Annotated in this window: 16 protein-coding genes; 11 read left to right on the top strand and 5 right to left on the bottom strand. The window is 54.2% G+C overall.

Translation table 11 applies throughout. From position 1 onward, the window contains the following. Positions 1-9: 9 nt before the first annotated feature. The 8 genes from FRD01_RS04425 (at position 10) to FRD01_RS04390 (ending at position 9,417) form a co-directional block, all read left to right on the top strand. Entirely contained in the window at positions 10-684 is a 675-nt protein-coding gene (locus FRD01_RS04425) for a sigma-70 family RNA polymerase sigma factor (RefSeq protein WP_146957995.1), read from the top strand. Between the two features lie 12 nt (positions 685-696). After that, positions 697-1,503, top strand: coding sequence for an anti-sigma factor family protein (locus tag FRD01_RS04420; protein WP_146957993.1), 807 nt, complete (start codon positions 697-699; stop codon positions 1,501-1,503). Positions 1,504-1,617: 114 nt separating this feature from the next. Then, positions 1,618-2,307, top strand: a complete 690-nt coding sequence (locus FRD01_RS04415) for a response regulator (protein ID WP_146957991.1) — start codon at positions 1,618-1,620, stop codon at positions 2,305-2,307. Then, positions 2,304-3,680, top strand: coding sequence for an ATP-binding protein (locus FRD01_RS04410; RefSeq protein WP_146957989.1), 1,377 nt, complete (start codon positions 2,304-2,306; stop codon positions 3,678-3,680). Before FRD01_RS04415 ends, FRD01_RS04410 begins: the two co-directional genes overlap by 4 nt. Positions 3,681-3,744: 64 nt before the next feature. Then, positions 3,745-4,674, top strand: coding sequence for a hypothetical protein (locus FRD01_RS04405; protein WP_146957987.1), 930 nt, complete (start codon positions 3,745-3,747; stop codon positions 4,672-4,674). Positions 4,675-4,784: 110 nt separating this feature from the next. Further along, positions 4,785-6,092, top strand: a complete 1,308-nt coding sequence (locus FRD01_RS04400) for a Glu/Leu/Phe/Val family dehydrogenase (RefSeq protein ID WP_146957986.1) — start codon at positions 4,785-4,787, stop codon at positions 6,090-6,092. Further along, positions 6,089-7,885 carry a hydantoinase/oxoprolinase family protein gene (locus FRD01_RS04395; protein ID WP_146957984.1) on the top strand — a complete coding sequence of 599 codons (1,797 nt, stop codon included), beginning with the start codon at positions 6,089-6,091 and terminating at the stop codon, positions 7,883-7,885. Before FRD01_RS04400 ends, FRD01_RS04395 begins: the two co-directional genes overlap by 4 nt. Continuing rightward, positions 7,882-9,417 carry a hydantoinase B/oxoprolinase family protein gene (locus tag FRD01_RS04390; RefSeq protein WP_146957982.1) on the top strand — a complete coding sequence of 512 codons (1,536 nt, stop codon included), beginning with the start codon at positions 7,882-7,884 and terminating at the stop codon, positions 9,415-9,417. The genes FRD01_RS04395 and FRD01_RS04390 overlap by 4 nt, the downstream gene beginning before the upstream one ends. Here FRD01_RS04390 and FRD01_RS04385 read toward each other — a convergent pair. Further along, positions 9,405-10,274 carry a tetratricopeptide repeat protein gene (locus tag FRD01_RS04385; RefSeq protein WP_146957980.1) on the bottom strand — a complete coding sequence of 290 codons (870 nt, stop codon included), beginning with the start codon at positions 10,272-10,274 and terminating at the stop codon, positions 9,405-9,407. The genes FRD01_RS04390 and FRD01_RS04385 overlap by 13 nt on opposite strands. Before the next feature lie 130 nt (positions 10,275-10,404). Here FRD01_RS04385 and FRD01_RS04380 point away from each other — a divergent pair, with 130 nt between their 5' ends. After that, positions 10,405-11,991 carry a serine/threonine protein kinase gene (locus FRD01_RS04380; protein WP_146957978.1) on the top strand — a complete coding sequence of 529 codons (1,587 nt, stop codon included), beginning with the start codon at positions 10,405-10,407 and terminating at the stop codon, positions 11,989-11,991. Here FRD01_RS04380 and FRD01_RS04375 read toward each other — a convergent pair. From FRD01_RS04375 to FRD01_RS04365, 3 genes are all read right to left on the bottom strand, one after another. After that, complete coding sequence (locus tag FRD01_RS04375) at positions 11,988-12,581, bottom strand: AgmX/PglI C-terminal domain-containing protein (protein WP_146957976.1); 594 nt, start codon at positions 12,579-12,581, stop codon at positions 11,988-11,990. The two genes, FRD01_RS04380 and FRD01_RS04375, sit on opposite strands and share 4 nt — an antisense overlap. Before the next feature lie 69 nt (positions 12,582-12,650). Beyond that, positions 12,651-13,853 (bottom strand): class I SAM-dependent RNA methyltransferase, encoded by a 1,203-nt coding sequence (locus FRD01_RS04370; protein WP_283808725.1) that lies wholly within the window; start codon positions 13,851-13,853, stop codon positions 12,651-12,653. A 29-nt stretch (positions 13,854-13,882) separates the two neighbouring features. Continuing rightward, the gene (locus FRD01_RS04365; protein WP_146957972.1) at positions 13,883-14,356 is read right to left on the bottom strand and encodes a hypothetical protein; all 474 of its coding nucleotides are present in this window, start codon (positions 14,354-14,356) and stop codon (positions 13,883-13,885) included. Between the two features lie 172 nt (positions 14,357-14,528). Here FRD01_RS04365 and FRD01_RS04360 point away from each other — a divergent pair, with 172 nt between their 5' ends. Further along, positions 14,529-16,820, top strand: a complete 2,292-nt coding sequence (locus FRD01_RS04360) for an ArnT family glycosyltransferase (RefSeq protein ID WP_249755998.1) — start codon at positions 14,529-14,531, stop codon at positions 16,818-16,820. 167 nt (positions 16,821-16,987) lie between these two features. Next, complete coding sequence (locus FRD01_RS04355) at positions 16,988-18,214, top strand: citrate synthase (protein ID WP_146957968.1); 1,227 nt, start codon at positions 16,988-16,990, stop codon at positions 18,212-18,214. 100 nt (positions 18,215-18,314) lie between these two features. Here the strand turns inward: FRD01_RS04355 and FRD01_RS04350 are convergent, their stop codons facing one another. Continuing rightward, complete coding sequence (locus FRD01_RS04350; protein ID WP_146957966.1) at positions 18,315-19,859, bottom strand: acyl-CoA carboxylase subunit beta; 1,545 nt, start codon at positions 19,857-19,859, stop codon at positions 18,315-18,317. Position 19,860: the final 1 nt, after the last annotated feature.

The following is a 19,860-nucleotide window of genomic DNA, read 5'->3' as shown; positions in this document are numbered from 1 at the left end:
GGATGCGAGATGAGTACATCGAAGAAAACAGACGCCGAAATCAAAGAAGCCTTCGCTCGTGAAGCGGTTCCCCATCTGGACGCGTTGTACGCGACTGCGTTGCGTTTGACGCGCAACGAAGGGGACGCTGAGGATCTGATTCAAGAGACCATGTTCAAGGCTTATCGATATTTCGATAAATATGAGCAGGGGACGAATTGTAAAGCGTGGCTCTTCAAGATTATGACAAACACGTTCATCAATCGTTACCGCAAGCTTCAGAAGCGAAAAGAAGTCCTGATCGACGAGGATTTTCGCCCACTCGCCGAAAGAGCGGTGGTGCCGGAAAAGAACCCTCTGCATCAGCATTTTGGTGACCAAGAGACCATGTTTTACCGGCTCTTTGGTGATGAAGTGAAGTCAGCACTCGAGGATATCCCGGTGGATTTCCGGATGGTGGTGATTTTGGCTGACCTTCAGGACTTCGCTTACAAAGATATTGCGGACATCATGGATTGCCCAATTGGTACGGTGATGAGCCGGCTCTACCGCGGGCGGCGGATGTTGCAGCAAAAGCTCCAAGATTACGCCCTTGAGAATGGATATATCACAGGACAGCCCGAAGGCTCCGACGATAAGGAGGAAGACACCTCCAAAAATTTGACGGACCTGGCTGACTATCGTGCGCGCCGCGCGCAAGCTTGATGAGAGAAAACTATGACGTGTGAAGAATTTGTGCCGTTCATGGATGCCTACGTGGATCATGAACTCGACGATCAGGACATTCGGGAAGTCGAAATGCATCTGGAGTCGTGTAGTCGATGCAAGGAATCCGTGAACTATCAAATTGCCTACAAGGAAGGCATTAAGCGACATCTCGCGATACGTGCTCCCGAGTCTCTTGAGAGCAAGATGTGGAGCTTTATCGAGGAACAGCACGCGCTCGATTCCGAAGTCGAGGTGGCTGAAGAGAGCAACGTCGTTGCACTTGAGCCCAAAAAGAAGCGCTCGCTCGGTTGGATCCTCGCGCCTATTGCAGCAGCCTTTGTAGCCGTGCTTATGGTTCCAAACCTTACGGTTTCACCAGCGTCATCCACTACAACGCCAGTTATTGAGCAAACGCTAGAGTGGCATAGAGGAAATTACCCGATCGAGGTTGCGGGGCCGGATGCCCACGAAGTTGCAGGCTGGTTTGGCGACAAAGTTGACTTCCCGATGACCCTCCCAGACTTGGGTCCACAATCCACAATTCTCGGGGCCAGGATTGCCCATGTTCAAGATCGGCGTGCAGCGCTCGTCGTTTACGAAGTTGATGGCAAGCGAGTCAGCGTGTTGATCTTTGATGGTAGTGATCTCACGGTTCCTTCCGAGTTCGTCAAACGCGTCAATGAACGAGATATGGTGTTGATGAATCAAAATGGCTACGAGCTCGCTGTGATTCAGCACGATGGTGTGACCTATTCGGTAGCAGGTGACTTGCCTGAATCTCGGTTTGTGAATTTGGTGTCACAGAGTTTTCACTGATTCGTGGTCAAGCTGACACGAACCTGCCCTCCAATTGCCATAAACGCGCCGGGGCGTTGACATAGCCCCCGTGGCTGTCTACACCCCGAGGGAGAATCGGCCCAGGAGGACTTGATGCCATCCATTCTGGTAGTAGACGACGAACAAGACCTTAGAAAGGTTGTTGAATTCAATCTCAAAAATGCGGGGTTTGAAGTGCTGGGTGCCGCGACTGGTGCCGAAGCCATCCGAATGGCGCAGGCCTACTTACCTGACCTTGTTCTTTTGGATGTGATGTTGCCGGATATTCAGGGGACACAGGTTTGTCAGACTCTGAAGACCAATCCTGAAACGCGTTCCATTCCAATCGTGATGCTCACGGCAAGAGGTGAGGAGATCGATCGTGTCGTGGGGTTCGAGTTGGGCGTTGATGACTATATCGTCAAGCCGTTCTCGGTCCGCGAATTGGTCTTGAGAGTTCGCGCGATCTTGAAGCGTTTTGATAAATCGGACGCCTCGGATGTCGATGAGCGAATTCGGTTTGGTGGCATCGAGTTTGACCCGATAAAGCACCGCGTAAAAATTGATTCGGAGGAGGTGAAGTTGACCGCCACCGAATTCAAACTTTTGGAAGTTTTCCTGACAAACTTAGGCAAGGTTCAGACCCGCGAATCGTTGCTTGCAGACGTATGGGGCCGTGATATCAATGTGACACCACGTACCGTGGACACGCATGTGAAGCGGCTTCGCGAGAAACTCGGTTCGTATGGGGAGTATGTCGAGACGGTGCGAGGCGTGGGATATCGCTTCGTGGAGGAGCCTTGAAAGAGCCCTTAAGTCTACGCCATGATTTCTGGCAAGTTTTTGCCACTTACACCTTTCTACTCATTGTTGGGATTGGCGGCGTTTGGATGGCCTTGCACTTCCTATCTCCTTCAGATGACGTGGCGGGAACGCGGCGAGGTTTGGCCTTGGCGGGTCTCGTATCGATGGTGATTGGATTTGGTGTGGCGAGTTGGGTTCGAGCGTGGATTCGTGATGACTTGGAGCGCTCACGCAACGAGATTCTACAGACCTTGGAGGCCGAAGACTCGGCAGTTCCTGAAGAACTGGGCGATTCCGTAAAGGAGCTTCGCAAGAAGGTCTCGCAACTCGAGACTGACAAGGCTCGCCTCTCAGTCTTGCTCGGGGCCATGAGCGAAGCCGTGGTCATGTTGGACGGTTTGGAAAGGATTCTCGTAGCCAATCCAATGGCTGAGAAACTCCTGGGGCTCACCTCGCCGTATTCAAAACGACGTCTTGGCGAAGTCACCCAGATGAAACGACTGACAGATATCGTCTCCGATGTGCTTTGGCGCCAAACGGCCACCATTACCGAGGTGGACTGGCCAGCCTCTCATAATGATATTCGGCATCTCTGGGTGTCAGTGGCACCCATTACCTCAGACGACAAGGACCCGGCTGGTGTCGTGGTGGTGATGTACGATGTGACGAGGCTGAGACGCCTTGAACGGGTCCGTAGGGACTTTGTCGCGAATGTGAGCCATGAGCTCAGGACTCCAATCGCTACCATTCAGTCGAGCGCTGAGACCCTTCTGATGGACGGGATGGACGTCGGTCCAATCGGAGTTGAGTTTGTAGAGACGATTCACCGTCAGTCTGGGCGAATGGGCCAAATCGTAGAAGATCTCCTGACCCTTTCTCGGCTTGAAGCCGCTGGCGAAGAGTTAGCCATGCAGAATGTGGAGATCTTGGTCGTGGCTCAAGACGTTTTGGAGCGGTTTCGCCCCGTTGCGCAGAAGAATGGGGTTTCGCTAGAGATTGAGGTCCCCGAAGACCTGCCTCCTGTTCAGGCCGAGCCACGTGCTCTGCAGCAGATCTTGGCGAACCTCGTCGAGAACGGCCTCAAATACACGCCCGAAGGTGGCCAGGTGATCATCCGTGCGACGAGGAGAGACTCTGATGTGGTGATCACGGTGGAGGACAACGGGATCGGGATCAGCCCGGAGCACGTGCATCGTGTCTTTGAGCGGTTTTATCGCGTCGACACAGGCCGCAGCCGAGAGGTCGGTGGCACCGGCCTTGGACTCGCGATAGCCAAGCACCTGGTAAGACGCCTTGGTGGGGATATTGTCCTAGAGAGTCAGCCCCAAAAGGGATCAAAGTTTAAGTTTTGGTTGCCTGCACACGAGCCCTGATGGTGGCGTCAGATTCGAGTATCAGGTACAAGCATTTCAGACCTTATGAGATAGAGGGAAGCCCATGGCATTCGAACCGCCAAGTGATTTTGTGACCGATTCAGGAAGTTCCAAGAAGACAATTTGGAAGGTCTTAGGTGTTGGTTGTCTACTTATCTTGTTAATTATTGGCGGTTTCTTTGCGGCCGGTACTTTCAAGATGGTTTCTTGTTGCTCAGATATTTCTGACGCGGCCAAATCCACCATGGCTGGCCAAGAGTTTGGTAAGGCATGGGTTAGCGAGGTTGCGGGAGGCAATATTGATTCGGCGTTTTCTCAGACGACCCCATCTTTTCAAGAGGGAATGAGCAAAGAAAGTTTCGCGAGCAAAGTCAAAGAGCACGAGTCGTGGTTGGCCAATAACGTGGCTCGCGTGCGGGACACGAATGTACTTTCCCAGGGAGATGCAGGTTGGAAATGGCGGATTTTCTACCAGTTTTCAAAGCCTGGGTCGGAGCAAATGCTTGTGCTGATCTTGGATGTGGTGCAGGTCGAAGAGAAGTTCCTGGTGGATGCCGTCGACTTTGATGTTCGAGAGCGTTTGATGTCCGCGGAGCCACCTGCACAGGCGGTGCTCGACTTTCACGATCTGATTCAGGGGGCTGAGTACGAAGTAGCCTTTGGCCGACTTAGCGATGGGTTCAAGAGTTCGACGAACCAAGACGCATTCCGAAAGTTTTTGGATGCGGAAGGTGCAGTACTCAAGGGGTCGACTCTTGAAATCAAAGACGTGATCTACAACGCGCAAGATTCGGCCACCGTGATGGCATTTGCCGAAAACAAGTCTGGAGCCAAGGCGATTGTGCAATATGAACTCAGCACCCCGATGCCGAATTTCCCGACGTGGCAGATCGATACGATTAGCCCAATGTTGCAGGGCGAAAGCGAGATCGAAGTCGAAAATGACGCGCCCGAAACTGAAGTCGAATCTGAATCTGCCTCAGAGAACGAATAATTCTCGAAATTTCATGACGCAGCGTGTCGACCGCTTTGCTTGACGTGCGGTGATCGGCGTGTTTTACCACCTTACGGCGCGGCACACTTTTCACCTCATGGAATGGGTTTATGTCGAAGAAAGCATCATCAGAAAAACAAGCATCGAGAAACTCACAGACTCAAGGCACCGACTTTTTTGATACACATATTGCGCAGTACGAGCGTGCGTTGCAGCACATCGACGTTTTGCCACATGTGCGATTGATCCTCGGTCAGCCGAAGAACGAAATCATCGTCAACTTCCCGGTGAAGTTGGACAATGGTGAGTACCAGCTCTTCACCGGCTATCGAATTCAGCACAACAACATCATGGGTCCCTACAAGGGTGGTATCCGATTCCACCATGACGTGACTCTCAACGAGGTCAAAGCGCTCGCCGCGATCATGACGTATAAGTGTGCGTTGCTTGAGGTTCCGTTTGGCGGTGCAAAAGGTGGTGTGGCACTCAACGTCCACAAGTTCTCGCGCTCTGAGGTCGAGAAGATTACGCGACGTTTCACCCACGACCTCGGCAACAATATCGGCCCTGAGTACGACATCCCAGCTCCGGACGTGGGTACCAACAGCCAGGTCATGGTTTGGATGATGGACACTTACATGAACATGCACAACCTTAGCGATAAGAACGCTCAGCGTCGTATCGTGACAGGTAAGTCCTTGACTTCGGGGGGCTCCAGAGGCCGCGAAAAGGCCACGGGTCAGGGCGTTGTGTACTCCATCCAAGAGTGGGCGGACGAAAACAACTTCCGCCTCGATGGTGCCACGTACACGCTTCAGGGATTTGGTAACGTGGGTAGCCACGCCGCTGCGATCCTCTCCAAGCTTGGCGCTTCTTTGGTGGCTGTGATGGACCACACGGGGAGCATCGCTAACGAGGAAGGCATCAACGTCCGAAAACTCACCGAACACGTTAAAGCAACCGGTGGTGTTCGAGGGTATACAAGCTGCAATGATGTGACAGCCGACGAGTTCTGGGCGATGAAGTGCGATATCTGCATTCCAGCCGCACTTGAACTTCAGATCGATGAGCGCGTGGCCAGTATGATGAACTGCCGCCTCATCGTTGAGGGCGCCAACGGTCCCACCACACTCGATGGTGAGCGTGTTCTTATTGAGAAGGGAATCGAGGTGATTCCTGACTTGATGGCAAACGCAGGTGGTGTGGTCGTTTCGTACTTCGAGTGGGTTCAGAACAAACGCTCAGAGAGCTGGCAGCTCCAGGAGATTGACGAGCGTCTGCACTTCATGATGCGCCGCGCCTACCACGATATGCGTGCCTTTGCGCGCGAGCATAACACGGACAACCGCACGGCTGCGTACGCCGTGGCTGTGGGACGCATCAACTCAGTCTACGGAGAGCGTGGCATCTTCCCGTGAAGAAACTTGGCATCGACACCGGTGGGACATTCACCGATCTCATCGGTGTCGATTCAAACGGTCGCGTTCGCTCCGCCAAAGTCCTCTCAAGTCCTGAGGATCCAACACTAGCCATCTCAAGGGGGATCCAAGACTTCGATGGTGTGGAGCAGATCGTCCACGGTACGACTGTAGCCACCAATGCCTTGCTCGAGCGAAGGGGCGCTAAGTCAGCGTTGATCGTGAACGAGGGGTTCGAAGACATCTTGATGTTGAGGCGTCAAGCTCGGCCCCAACTCTATGGTCTCCAACAAGTTGAGCCAGAACACGTGGTGCCGAGGTCTTTGGTCCGCGGTGTAGCAGGGAGGCTTGACGAGGAAGGTCGTGAAGTCTCACCCCTAGATTTGGTGGCGTTGAAGGCATTCGTTGGCGAGTTTCAAGCCGAGGGAGTTGAATCCGTGGCGATTTGTTTGCTGCACGCCTATGCAAACCCAGCGCACGAGTTGGCGGCTCGGGAGACGCTCAAGGCGTGCGGCTTGGAGATCCCAATCTCCTTGAGTCACGAAGTCCATAGCGCGTTTCGTGAGTACGAGCGCGCCTCGACGACTGCCATTAACGCGTATGTTCAGCCAAAAATGCAGGGATATCTGGAGCGCATCGAGGAGTTGGCCGCTTCTGTGGAGATCATGCAGTCCAATGGCGGAGTTACTGAGCCGGAGTACGCGGGAAAGTTTCCCGTAAACACGTTGCTCTCCGGTCCAGCGGGCGGGGTGGTAGGTGCCCAGTATGCCGCAGAGGAACTAGGAATTCGCTCATTCCTAACACTTGATATTGGTGGGACATCAACGGATGTTTCGCTCGTTCAAGGGACTCCGTCTTTGAGGGAGTTGATGGAGATCGATTCACTGGCCATTGCAGTGCCGTCGCTTGATATCCATACCGTTGGAGCGGGCGGAGGCTCAATTGCCTGGGTAGACGAAGGTGGAGCGCTGCGTGTGGGTCCTCGTTCTGCGGGAAGCACTCCCGGGCCGGTGGTTTTTGGACGAGGGGGCAAGGAAATCACGCTCACGGATGCACACGTGTTCCTGGGGAGGATCGAGGTCGAGAAGCTCGAGGCGAGGGGCATAGCGGTGGATGTCGAGTCGATGGCTCATGAGATGCAGGCCCTTGCTGACCGATTGCGAATGCGGCCTCATGAGGTGGCGGAGGGTATCATCAGAATTGCGAATTCGGTGATGGGACGAGCGCTCAAGGTCGTTAGCGTGTCGAGAGGGATTGATGTCTCAGGTTTGGCGTTGATCGCCTTTGGCGGCGGCGGGGGCCTTCATATGTGTGAACTCGCCGAGGAACTCGGGATCGGCACGTGTGTGTTGCCGGCTCACTCCGAGGTCTTAAGCGCCTGGGGTTTGTTTCAGGCAGGTCGCGTCAGTGTTTCTCGGCAAACGCTCCTTCAGGAGTTGGACCAGGGGCTTGTTGACACTCTCAAGGCGCGGGTGACTGGTGAGTTTACCGAGCTGGAGCTGCTCCTGCGGTATCGGGGGCAAGGTTTTGAGCTTGAGGTCAGCGTGGAGGATTTGAGCGCGATTTCGGCAGTGGAATTGGAGCGGCGATTCAAACGTCGGCACGGACGAGAATACGGGTACGAAGGTCAAGGCATCATTGAGTGTGTGGGCTACAGGGTGATTTCTAGAAGTCCGGCGGATACCAAACCGTTGATCCGAACATCAGTAGGGTCGGAAGGAGCCAGTTTCTGGATGCCGGAAGGGTGGGGCGCGAGGGAGAGTCACGGTCATGTTGTGATGGAGCGGCAATGAATGTCATTGAGCTTGAGCTCGCGAAACACCTTTTTGCCGGAATCGCCGAAGAAATGGGCGCTGTATTGCAGCGCGCCTCGTTCAGCCCGAACATCCGGGAGCGGCGGGACTTTTCGTGTGCGATTTTCAATCTCCAAGGCGAAATGGTGGCACAAGCTGCGCATATCCCCGTCCATCTTGGTTCGGCTCCGCTGAGCGTAAAGGCGGTCCTGGACGCTTTCGAGCTCGAAGACGGTCAACATTACGTGCTCAACGATCCGTATTGCGGAGGAACACATCTACCCGACATCACGCTCGTTACACCGGTGTTTTGGGATGGCGAGGCGCGCTTCCTCGTGGCCAATCGTGCGCACCACGCTGATGTTGGCGGGATCACGCCTGGCAGTATGGCGTTGAGTCAACATATCGACGACGAGGGTTGGAGAATTGGCCCTACGCGTTTTGACTCGGATGTCTTGGACAGTTTGAAAGCCGCGAGCAGGACGCCAAGAGAAAGGGAAGGGGATATGCGGGCGCAAGTCGCCGCAAACCTGCGAGGCGCAGCGAGGCTCACGGAGTCATTCCTGGGCGGACGTGACCTCGAATCTCTTGCGTCTGAGGTTCTGGACTACACGGAGTCACTGGGGCGTACGCTCCTCAAAAGATATCCGGAGGGGTGTTGGGAGGCTGAAGATGTATTGGATAGCGATGGCTACAATTCTTTGGATATCCGTCTCCACGCCGAGGTGGCACTCAAAGATGGCGCGTTCCATGTCGACTTTAGTGCGTCTGATGACGAGGTTCTCGGGCCAATGAACGTTCCGTTTGCGGTGACGTACTCGGCGACCCTTTACGTGGTTCGCTGTCTGCTCGGCGCTGATGTTCCTGCGAATGACGGTGTGGCGCGGTTGGTCAAGGTGTGCACGCGAAGCGGGTCGATTCTCGACGCCACCTATCCTCGCCCGGTTGCACTTGGAAACGTCGAGACAAGCCAACGAGTGGTGGATCTACTCTTCCGGGCGCTTTCAAAGCCGCTAGAGGACTTGGTGCCGGCCGCATCGTGCGGCTCCATGAATAGCGTGGTTATAGGAGGCATCGACCCCCGAACCAACGAGGCTTTTACTTATTACGAAACCATTGGTGGAGGGGCTGGAGCTGGTCCTGGCTATCCGGGGATGAGCGGGCGTCATGTGCATATGACGAACACCCTGAACACGCCGGTAGAGGCCCTCGAACACGCATATCCGTTTAAGGTTGTGGAGTATTCGTGTCGCGAATTACCGAAACTTGAAGCTGGAGTGCAACCCGGCGGCAGTGGCGTACGTAGAGCCTATGAGTTCCATTCGCCCTGTACCGTGACCTTGATGACCGAGCGCCGCCGAAATGCACCGTGGAGCATCAACGCACCGGACGGAGAGCGCGGCCGAAACCTCTTCGTTCGTAACGGCGAGGTTCGGGAGCTTGGAGATAAGGTCACGTTAGAAGTTGAGCCGGGCGATAAGATCGTGGTGTTGACGCCGGGTGGTGGGCACTACGGACTTCACCACGAATAGGACCAGCCAACGGAACTTGGGGTCAAGTGAATGCTCGTCGTGGATTCGTCCGGAGATGAACCGACAAGATAAAGGACCACGCCGGTCATCATGGCGCTTAACCCTAGTGCACCGGAGGCGATTCCCAGCGTCTGATAGAGCGACTCTTTGTCCGGATCGTCGGAGAGTTGTCCCAATGTGATGAGCGCCGCAGAACCGGCGATGAACGGGGTCGAAGAGATCATGGTTATCACCCCGGCCTTTCGCCATTTCATCTCGGTTTGAATTGCCTGATCTTGAGGTTTCAAGCTGTGTTCGCTCAAGGTGGGGTCCGCGTTGATATCAAGCTCAACTTCCTCGGTCTGAAAGTCTGGGCGCCTCAGAATCATCCGATACTTTCCCGGCAAGAGCTTGAATTTCAGTGGGGTCGCGCCGATTTCTTCCCAGTACTCATCTTCGAGCACGAGATAGACGCGAGCATCCGCCGGAGTGGACGAAACTTTGACTTCCACTGCCGAGCTTGAAAGGGTCTCCTCCACCACCTGGAGGCGTTGTCGAATCTTGTCGTGAGCTTCGGTGCCGGCCGGTGCGGCTTCGAGGTAGGAGAGAAAGTATTGCCGCGCGAGATCAGGAAACCCGAGTTCCTGGAGACATCGGCCGATTCCACCTTCTAGGAGCGGTGATTGTGTGATGGCGTAAGCTTGTCGGTAGAAGAGCAGGGCCTGAAGGTATTTACCTTCTTCGAAGCACGTGACTCCTCTCATCGCCAAGAGGTCGGCGTTACCTTGAGATTCCACCGGGATGTACGGATGGCACTCTGTTTCGGCCGCGTAGGCCTCGAACGAGAACAATATCAGTATGAGCGCGATGTACTTCATGGTGCACCAGACTGCAGGCTCGTGGAGTCTACCGCGATAGTGGAGCCTCTGTCACGACCATTACATGATTGCAGGCGCGAGTGTGTTTCCCTATAGTTGGCCAAGGCGCTTCTGAACCACTGAGCAGTGCGTGACCGAAAACCTAGGAGAACACATCAGGGAAAGGGAGAAAATCTGCTGGAAGTGTGGGGAAAAGTTTGATGAGGCGCTTGAGGTTTGCCCTGCAGACGGGTCAAGACTCATCCAGCTTAGTAAGGATGACGCGGACGACCCGTTGATTGGTGAGCTCTTCGATGGGCGCTTTCGTGTGTTCAAAAAGCTTGGTGAAGGTGGGATGGGCAATGTCTACGCTGCGCGTCAGGTGGACTTTCAGCGCGATGTAGCGCTCAAACTCCTGAAGGCGGACTACCTCCGAGACGAAAATATCCGCAAACGCTTCATGTATGAGGCGCGAACGATTTCTGGTCTCAAACATCCGAACGCACTGAGGCTCTATGATTTCGGACAAGCGCCACCCGCATCGTTCTACATGGTTATGGAACTGCTCGAAGGTGAGAGCCTCGCCGACCGCCTCGCGTACAAGTTTCTGACCTACAAAGATATTTTCTCGATCGTAATCCCAGTGTGTGGGGTGCTCGGAGAGGCTCATGCAAATGACGTGGTCCACCGAGACCTCAAGCCTGAGAATATCTTCATTTCAAAGGTTAATGAGAAACAAGAGTTTCCGAAATTGCTGGACTTCGGGATCGCGAAGCACCTGACTGATGAGACCATGACTAAGTCGGGTACCCTTTGGGGAACACCCGCTTATATGAGTCCTGAGCAGGCCAAAGGCGATCGTGTCACGGGTTTGGCCGATGTCTACGCGATTGGAATCATTCTCTACGAGTTGATTAGCGGAAACTTGCCATTTCACGCCTCAACTCAGATGGGGCTTGCTGTCAAACATATCTCTGTACCGGCAAGGTCTCTCCTGACGATTCCTGGATTGCGTTCGGTTCCTAAGCGCTTGGATGACCTCATCATGAGTGCGCTCAGTAAAGACCCTGCGCTGCGTCCTCAGTCCATGGAAGTGATGGCAAATGAGCTCGAAGCCATCGTCCAGGAGTGTTTTTCAAGCGAGGTATTGGACTCGACCCCAGCCGAAGAAGTTGACGCCATTGCGTTGCAGACCTGGTTGGCCGAGGAACAGGCAGTAGAAGAGGATCTTCCTCGGGCCGAGCCGGCTTCGGCCTCTTCTGAGACATTGCCGATCGACACAGGGGAGTCCTTAGCTAGAAATACGGGAAATATCAGCGTGCCAACGCTGGCATTGAGCCCGCCAACCGTTTTTGATGCCTCGACGAGGAGCAGTCCGGTTCGTTTGGCGATTGTGGGCTTGGTGGCTGCACTTCTGGTATCTGGCGGCGCGCTTCTTTACGCCACCTATCTCATTCCTGCTTCTGAGCCCGAACTTCTAGGGACGGGGCAGAGCGCCTTGCAGGGGCTAGAGGCGCCGAACTTGGACCCGATGACCCGAGCCATAGGAGACGGCGCGTCACAGGCCGCACAGACCGCGCTCAGGGCAAGAGAAGTCTCTGATGCGATGAAGCCCAAGAATAGTCTGATTTTTGTGGATGGGCCTGAAGAGGTTGGCCGAAAAGCCAAGCGCCCAAAAAAGAAGGCTCAGCCGGCTGAGAAAGCGCCGGTCAAGAGTGCCATCGAAAACACGTTCTAGAAATCAGGGGTAAACGTGTAAGGGTTGTTCACAAGGACGGTTCCGCCCTTAGGCTCTGGGAATTTGAGCGTTTTTGCCTGCCTTTCCATGCACTCAAAAACCAGGCCGTTTCCAAGAGAACCTTCGGCTTTAGCGTAGCTCACTGTTCCATCACGTGCGATTCGAACCTGTAGTTGAACCTTTCCAGAGAGTCCCGGATTGCCTTTGAGGGCACGCTCATAGCACTTTCGCATGGCCGTGTTGCTCGCGTTGAACACGCGTCGCAGGTCGCTCTTTTCTAACATCCCGGTGTCCGCCGCTTTTGGCTTCTTGGCAATGGGTTTGTCGGGCTGGTTGAGCATAGCCTCGAGATCAGCACCCACGATTCTCACCGAATCCGAAATGGATACGGCTACGCTGATACCATCCTTTTCAGCGGCCTCTTTGGCCTCTTTCAAAGGGTCTTCGGGCTCAGGCTCGGGCTCCGGCTCAGGTGGCGGCGTAGTTTGTGGCGTCACGGGTTCTTCTTGCCCGGAGCAAGAATCACAGCCGCTGATTCCCAGCGCAAATAACGCCGACAAAAGCAAAATAAGCAGTGAATTTCTGAACATGACCGTCCAATCTTTGGGGGTGATCCTAAACTACTGATACCACTAGTGTCCCCTAGTGACAACGGAGCCCTAAATCAACTCAAGGCTAACGACAGTTTCAATATGCCCGCTGCGCGGGAACATGTCGAAAAAATCGAAGGTTCGAATTTGATATTTCGAGCTCAAAATTCCCAGATCTCGGGCAAGTGTCGCTGGATCACAAGAGACGTAGACCACGAACTTCGGCGATTTTTTCACCAGCATCTGACAGACCTTCTGACCTCCATCCCTTGGTGGATCCAGAAGCACTGCGGATTGACCAAAGGCTGGTGGAGCCATCTGAAACAAGTCCTGGGCGTGGAATCGAACATTGGGCCGACGCAATCCCTTCGCGATTGCGTTCCCGAGGTCTACGGCTTCTTTGCCGCCCTCGTACGCATCGACGTCTCGGAACCTATCGGCAATCGCCCAGGTGAAATTTCCTGCACCGGCAAAATACTCAAAAAGGTGAGGTTCGCTTCGTGTCTCGAAAAGAGACTTCACATGAGCGACAAGCGCCCGATTGACCTGGTCGTTCGACTGTCGAAACTGGCCACTCTCAAGTCCGATCTGACCCAGACCATTCGAGTGCGATTCAAGCGCAGGAAACGCGACATCAGGAGCGATTCTTTCCATGCCTCGTCGGCTACTCTTGTCATGGACACCGGCCACGGGAAACCCAACTGGAAGGTTGGGAAGCGAGAAATCACTCGTGGAGATCAGCGCCGTATTATTGCCTGCTGTCTCGAGCACCACTTGGCCTGTAGCCTTCGGTGGTGTGGCACTTCGAACACTCTTGAGCGCAGAATTCAGCTCCGGCATCAAGATAGGGCACTCTTCAATGTCCACGACCTCATGAGAGCCGCGTTGAAAGAAGCCAACTTTGCCCTGGCTAATCTGTAGCGTCGCGCGATTGCGCCACGCGCTGGTGGACGGTGCTTCGTGCACTTCGAACTGAGGGATCTTGAGCTTCGCAATCTTCTCGATCGTGTGTACGGCCGCGTCGACCTTGATCTTGAGTTCGTCTTGGTACGATACATGCCAGAATTGGCAGCCGCCGCACGATTCGAAATACTTGCAATCGGGTTTGACGCGCTGGTCGGAAGCCTTGAGGACTTTGATAGCCCGAGCTCTGGCGAACTTTTTCTTCCTCGTGAGGATCTCGATTTCGGCTTGTTCTTCAGGAAGGGCGCCCTCCACGAAGACGACGCAACCATCTTCGAGATAGGCGACTCCCTCACCGTGTTGTGTAATACGGACGATATCTACAATAGGGTTGGTGCTCAGAGTTGGGCTCCTTCGATGACCCCTTCGCTCAGCGCAGAAATCAACGAATCGATGCGCTGCATCAAGTCTTTTAGGATGGGGAATTCTTCAGCGTCATCGGAGTAGAACTGGATTCCGTGTGAGATGCCTTTCTCTTGATCCGAAATCCGGACGTGAATGTTCAACTCGTTCTCTTCACGCTCACGCTTCCTGGGCGATGCCGTCCAGAAGGGGAAACGCATGAGCAGGCCGTAGATTTTTCGCATATCGGCATCAGAGAGTTGATGGCTGAACATCTCAGCGTCGTCTCCATCTCGCCAACCCACGAGTGCCCAGCCCGAGCCGCTGATTTGCAAGGTGGTGATTCCGCCGTCTTGTCCGCTCAGTCCGCGCCCTCCGATTTGACAGAAGAGGTGCAAGCCCTGTGTGGACCGCTGGCCGTCAAGCACAGCTTGTACACGTCGTTCTATGAGTTCTACCGGATCGGACACGGAAAAACCTCCGAGTTCTTGTGATGAGGCGTAAGTCTCGACCCTTATAAGTCTGGCATTGATCACCCGTCAAGGCATAAGGCCAGCTTTATACGTAGTATTCTGAGGGTCAGCTTGACCCTTCGCTGGACCGAGGCTATCAACGTGGGCTCAATTAATGCTGGATCGTAGCATGCAAGAGAATCAGTCCAGATTTCGAAGTTGGTGGACCCAGCTTGCTCGGTACGAAGCCGATGCGACACCGTGGTGGCGAGACCGGGCGATGGTCTTTCTGGCGGTTGCCGCGCTCTACCTTCCGTTCCTTGGAAGCTTTGGGCTCTGGGATCCGTGGGAGACGCACTACGGCGAAGTAGGGCGGCAGATTCTCGAGCGCAACGATTGGATTTCAATTTGGTGGGGGTCCCATTGGCAAGACGCTGGCGGAAGCCAGGAAGGGGCATACTTCTTTTCGAAGCCGATTTTGCTCAAGTGGATGATGGCGATGGGAATGACCGTCTTTGGTTTTTCAGAGCTCGGCATTCGAATCGGCACCACCCTCGTCGCTATGCTCGGCGTACTCTTGGCGTATTCATTTGGCGCCTCTGTGTACAATCGCCGTACAGGGTTGGTGATTGCGGGTGTGCTTGCGACGTCGCCGTTTTGGTACTTTCTAGGCCGACAAGCTCAGACGGATATGCCCTATGTCGGGACCATGACGGTGGGCATGATGTTCTTCATGATGGGGATGTTCGGAAAAGACCGGGACAAACCCGCGGACAAATTCTCGTACATTCTAACTTTTGCGTGGATGGCCATCGTCTGTGTGCCGCAGATTTCCCTGATCGTGATGGGACTTTCGCGCTGGCGAGGATCTACGAACGCTGTGATGCAAGTGCTGACTACTCCGCCACAGCTCGGTGCTGGAATTGCCGGAGGCCTACTGGCGGTGGGTTTGATTTTGCTCCTCGCGAGCCTTAGAGCTGCTTATAAGGGGCGTGAAGCACTTCAGAAGAAGCTCGCCTACGGGTCGTTGGCAGCGGTTTGGATTCCGCTGGTTATCCTTCTCGGTGCTGTGATGGCCGTAAGCTCAAACCACGTGCGGGATCTAAACGGTTGGTTCTCACATAGCCTTGTTCAAGCAAGCATCTATTCGACGTTATTGGGTTTTGCGATCTATCAAACGTGCACGCGGCCGATTGTAGAACGGCGTCGGATTTATCTGCTGAATTTCTACATTTTTATTGGACTGGCATCTTTGGCGAAAGGGTTGCTCGGATTTATGCTTCCCGGTGCGATCATCTTTTTCTACCTCGTCCTGACGCGCGAATGGCGGCTCTTGAGCAGGATGGAGTTGTTGCGCGGCATTCCGGTTTTCATCGCTGTGACTTTCCCGTGGTACGCTGCGATGTTGATTCGACACGGCAACGGTTTTTGGAATCGCTTCTTCGTTCACGATCACTTCAAGCGACTTGCGGCCGGCGTACACCAGATCGATACCGGAAGCTTCGAGCACTTCATGAAATGGCTTGGTTACGGGCTCTTTCCTTGGACGGCGTTTGTGCCTGCAGCGCTCGTGCGGCTTGTGTCTACGCCCGCACTGGAGAAGGAAGACGAGAGCCGGGCGAACCTGATGCTCTTTCTCTGGGTGATGATCGCCTTCACGCTCTTCACTCTCTCGAGCACCAAGTTCCATCACTATATCTTCCCTGTGGTGCCTGCCTTGGCCATCTTGTGTGCGGTCGGGCTAGCGCGTTGTTTGGACGACGAGGCTCTGCCTAATCCGTGGCCACTCTTTGTGTTGGCGATTCCCATCATGCTTGTTCTTTCGTGGGATCTGGTCATGGAGCCGCAATCGCTAAAGAATCTCTTCACGTACAAGTACGATCGCGACTGGCACAACGCCCTTTGGGATAAGGAATTCAGGATTACGATATCCCTGCTCACTCTCCCAGCGGTACTCGGGGCCTTAGCGCTTTTGGTCAAGAACCGTCGGGCCAAGGTCATCGGGCTCATCGCCATCGTTCTGGCAAGCGCAGGGCTGGCCGTTTTCTCGCTTAATGTCTACATGCCACGCATCTCGAGCATCTGGTCCCAGAAGGGCCTTTGGGACTACTATTACGAGGTCTGTACGCGCACAGATGGACCACCTGGAACCCACAAGTTCAAGCGAATTTGTGAGGAGCCGATCGTGGCCTTCAAACTCAACTGGCGAGGGGAGACTTTCTACAGCCAGAACGAAGTGATCCCAATTCGCGATGACGATGACTTCACGCACTTCCTAAGCCAGATCGAAGACCGAGAATTCTTTGGGATCATGGAGTACGCTCGCTACCGCGGTGAGTTCCAACGTAAGCTTCCTCAGAGTCTAAAAGGAAAGGCGTGCATCGCGTGGGACGGCAATCAGAAGTTCGTTCTGGCCAAGGTTCCGTGCGCCCCTGATGACCCTCTGCGCAAGCCAGAAGTCAATAACTCGCGAAAAAGATAGTTTAGGGAATAAATAGTGTTCTTCGAGCTTTAGCTGTCCGGATACACTGACTTGACGTTCAGGAGTGTGGCGAATAGAGTACGCACGCTTTGAAGCCAAGCTTCCTGGCCTAAGAGCTCTCATTCGAGAGATTCTTCAAGTTTCCCCGACGTTTACGGAGACGTACTATGAGTAATGCAAAGCTTTCTCTCAATGGAAAAGAATACGAATTTCCGGTCCTGGTCGGAAGCGAAGGCGAAGTCGCGATCGATATTGCGGCTCTGCGCGGCCAATCGGGCGCGATTACGCTGGACCCAGGTTATGGCAACACCGGATCGTGCCAGAGCGCGATCACCTTTATCGATGGCGAAAAAGGTATTCTTCGGTACCGCGGATATCCGATTGAGGAACTTGCAGAAAAAAGTACGTTCGACGAGGTGATGTATCTCCTGATTTGGGGAGATAAGCCGAGCGCAGATCAACTTGCGAAGTTCCGAGCACAGCTCGTTGAGCACGCTGGTTTGGACGAGCGCGTCAAGAAGCACCTTGAGGCTCTTCCTGCAACGACTCACCCAATGGCCGTCATTTCTTCGGTCCTTGCGACCCTATCCGCGTACTATCCGTCTACCGACGATCGTGACGAGGATATCGTTCGCCTCCTTGCCAAGTTCAAGTCACTGGTTGCGTGGTCTTATCGCCGCAAGAAAGGTCTTGATTATATCAATCCAGACCCGAATCTCGGCTACGTCGAAGACTTTTTGAACATGATGTTTGGAAGCTACGACGAGGCGACTGTCTCAGCGATGCACCAACTCCTGATTCTCCATGCTGACCACGAGCAAAACTGCTCCACGTCTACAGTACGTATGGTTGGAAGCTCTCATGCTGATGTCTACGCGACGATGGCAGCAGGTGTATGCGCCCTTTGGGGACCACTTCACGGCGGGGCCAACCAAGCTGTGATCGAGATGCTGGAAGCCATTCAGGATGATGGTGGTGATGTCTCGAAGTATGTGACCATGGCCAAAGATAAAGAGTCTGGCTTCAAGCTGATGGGCTTCGGTCACCGTGTGTACAAGAATTTCGACCCACGCGCCCGAATCATCAAGAAGGCCGCTGACAAGGTCCTCGATGCTCTTGGCATTGATGACCCATCGTTGGATATCGCTAAGCAGCTTGAGCAAGTCGCGCTCGAAGACGAATTCTTCGTGGCGCGTAAACTCTATCCAAACGTGGACTTCTACAGCGGTATCATTTACCGCGCCCTGAACATCCCGACCGACTTCTTTACGGTGATGTTCGCCCTCGGTCGTATGCCGGGTTGGATTTCACAATGGCGTGAGTTGCGTGACGAGAACGCTCGTATCCACCGCCCACGCCAGGTCTACATCGGACCGAAGCAACGTAGCTTCTAGTCCGGGTTGGATGGGCGAGGGGATCGCCCATCACTTACCGATTTACCCACCCACTCATAAAAGAAAAAGAAAGGGGACCCAGCCGCCTTCAACCAGTCGGTTAAAGAGGAATGTTGCCGTGCTTCTTTGGAGGGTTCTCGGCGCGCTTATTCTTGAGCATATGAAGGCTTTGAATGAGGCGAGGACGCGTATCGAGTGGTTCGATGACCTCGTCGATATAACCGAGTTCAGCGGCTTTGAACGGGTTGGCAAAGGTGTCGCGATAGTTCTCGACCAACTCAGCCTTTTTCGCATCCTGATCATCCGCGGCAACGAGGTCGTTGCGGAAGATGATGTTCACAGCGCCGTCTGGCCCCATCACTGCGATCTCAGCGGTCGGATAGGCCAGGTTGATATCACCACCGATATGCTTCGAGCTCATGACGTCATAGGCTCCGCCATAGGCTTTTCGAGTGATGAGAGTGATCTTTGGAACAGTGGCTTCAGCGTAAGCGTAGAGGAGTTTTGCCCCGTGCTTAATGATTCCGCCGTATTCCTGATCCACACCGGGAAGGAAGCCTGGCACGTCAACAAGCGTGATGATCGGAATATTGAAAGCATCACAGAAACGCACGAAGCGTGCTGCTTTTAGGCTCGCATTGATGTCCAGAACACCGCTGAGGTGGTCAGGTTGGTTGGCAACAATACCCACCGAGTGACCGTCCAATCGCGCAAAGCCGACGATGATATTCTTGGCGAAATCCTTCTGGACTTCGAAGAAATAGCCATCATCAACCACACAATTGATGACCTCTGTCATGTCGTATGGCTTCGAGGGCTTTTCAGGGATGATCTCCGCGAGCTTTGCATCCCGTCGCATCGGATCGTCGCCTGTTGGAAGGTAAGGCGCATCTTCAGCGTTGTTCGAGGGTACAAACGAGAGCAATTCTCGGATCTGTACGATACACTCTTCTTCGGACACACAATCAAAGTGGGATACGCCGCTGGTCTCACCGTGGACATGTGAGCCACCGAGCTCTTGTTTGGTGACATCTTGGCTCGTCACGGTCTTTACGACGTCGGGTCCCGTGATGAACATGTAGCTCGTGTCTTGGACCATGAAGATGAAGTCAGTGATTGCCGGACTGTAGACAGCTCCGCCCGCGCACGGCCCAAGGATTGCCGAGATCTGAGGGATCACGCCGCTGGCTCGTGTGTTTCGATAGAAGATATCTGCGTACCCAGCCAGTGAGACAACGCCTTCTTGGATACGCGCTCCGCCGGAATCGTTGAGGCCAATCACTGGCGCACCAACTTTCATAGCGAGGTCCATCACCTTGCAGATCTTCTGTGCGAAAGCGCCGCTAAGGCTGCCACCAAACACGGTGAAGTCTTGGGCGAATACGTAAACGAGTCGGCCATCAACTTGGCCGTAACCCGTCACCACGCCATCACCAGGAATGCGCTGTGACTCCATGTTGAAGTCGGAACATCGGTGAGTCACGAATTTATCGAGCTCCACAAATGTGCCTGGATCGAGGAGGAGGTCGATTCGTTCGCGGGCTGTGAGTTTTCCGGATTCGTGCTGGCGGTCAATTCTCTTTTGTCCGCCACCGAGCTCAGCCTGCTTATTGAGTTCCTGAAGTTTCTTGTAATTCGGATGCATC

It is taken from the genome of Microvenator marinus (genome assembly GCF_007993755.1).
Classification (GTDB): domain Bacteria; phylum Myxococcota_A; class Bradymonadia; order Bradymonadales; family Bradymonadaceae; genus Allomicrovenator; species Allomicrovenator marinus.
This window is presented reverse-complemented; position numbering and strand designations above follow the sequence as displayed.

What these genes read in the sequence shown, in the direction of transcription:
- FRD01_RS04425 (WP_146957995.1), top strand. Translation starts at nt 10, where the DNA reads ATGAGTACATCGAAGAAAACAGACGCCGAAATCAAAGAAGCCTTCGCT.
- FRD01_RS04420 (WP_146957993.1), top strand. Translation starts at nt 697, where the DNA reads ATGACGTGTGAAGAATTTGTGCCGTTCATGGATGCCTACGTGGATCAT.
- FRD01_RS04415 (WP_146957991.1), top strand. Translation starts at nt 1,618, where the DNA reads ATGCCATCCATTCTGGTAGTAGACGACGAACAAGACCTTAGAAAGGTT.
- FRD01_RS04405 (WP_146957987.1), top strand. Translation starts at nt 3,745, where the DNA reads ATGGCATTCGAACCGCCAAGTGATTTTGTGACCGATTCAGGAAGTTCC.
- FRD01_RS04400 (WP_146957986.1), top strand. Translation starts at nt 4,785, where the DNA reads ATGTCGAAGAAAGCATCATCAGAAAAACAAGCATCGAGAAACTCACAG.
- FRD01_RS04390 (WP_146957982.1), top strand. Translation starts at nt 7,882, where the DNA reads ATGAATGTCATTGAGCTTGAGCTCGCGAAACACCTTTTTGCCGGAATC.
- FRD01_RS04385 (WP_146957980.1), bottom strand. Translation starts at nt 10,274, where the DNA reads ATGAAGTACATCGCGCTCATACTGATATTGTTCTCGTTCGAGGCCTAC.
- FRD01_RS04375 (WP_146957976.1), bottom strand. Translation starts at nt 12,581, where the DNA reads ATGTTCAGAAATTCACTGCTTATTTTGCTTTTGTCGGCGTTATTTGCG.
- FRD01_RS04360 (WP_249755998.1), top strand. Translation starts at nt 14,529, where the DNA reads ATGCAAGAGAATCAGTCCAGATTTCGAAGTTGGTGGACCCAGCTTGCT.
- FRD01_RS04355 (WP_146957968.1), top strand. Translation starts at nt 16,988, where the DNA reads ATGAGTAATGCAAAGCTTTCTCTCAATGGAAAAGAATACGAATTTCCG.
- FRD01_RS04350 (WP_146957966.1), bottom strand. Translation starts at nt 19,859, where the DNA reads ATGCATCCGAATTACAAGAAACTTCAGGAACTCAATAAGCAGGCTGAG.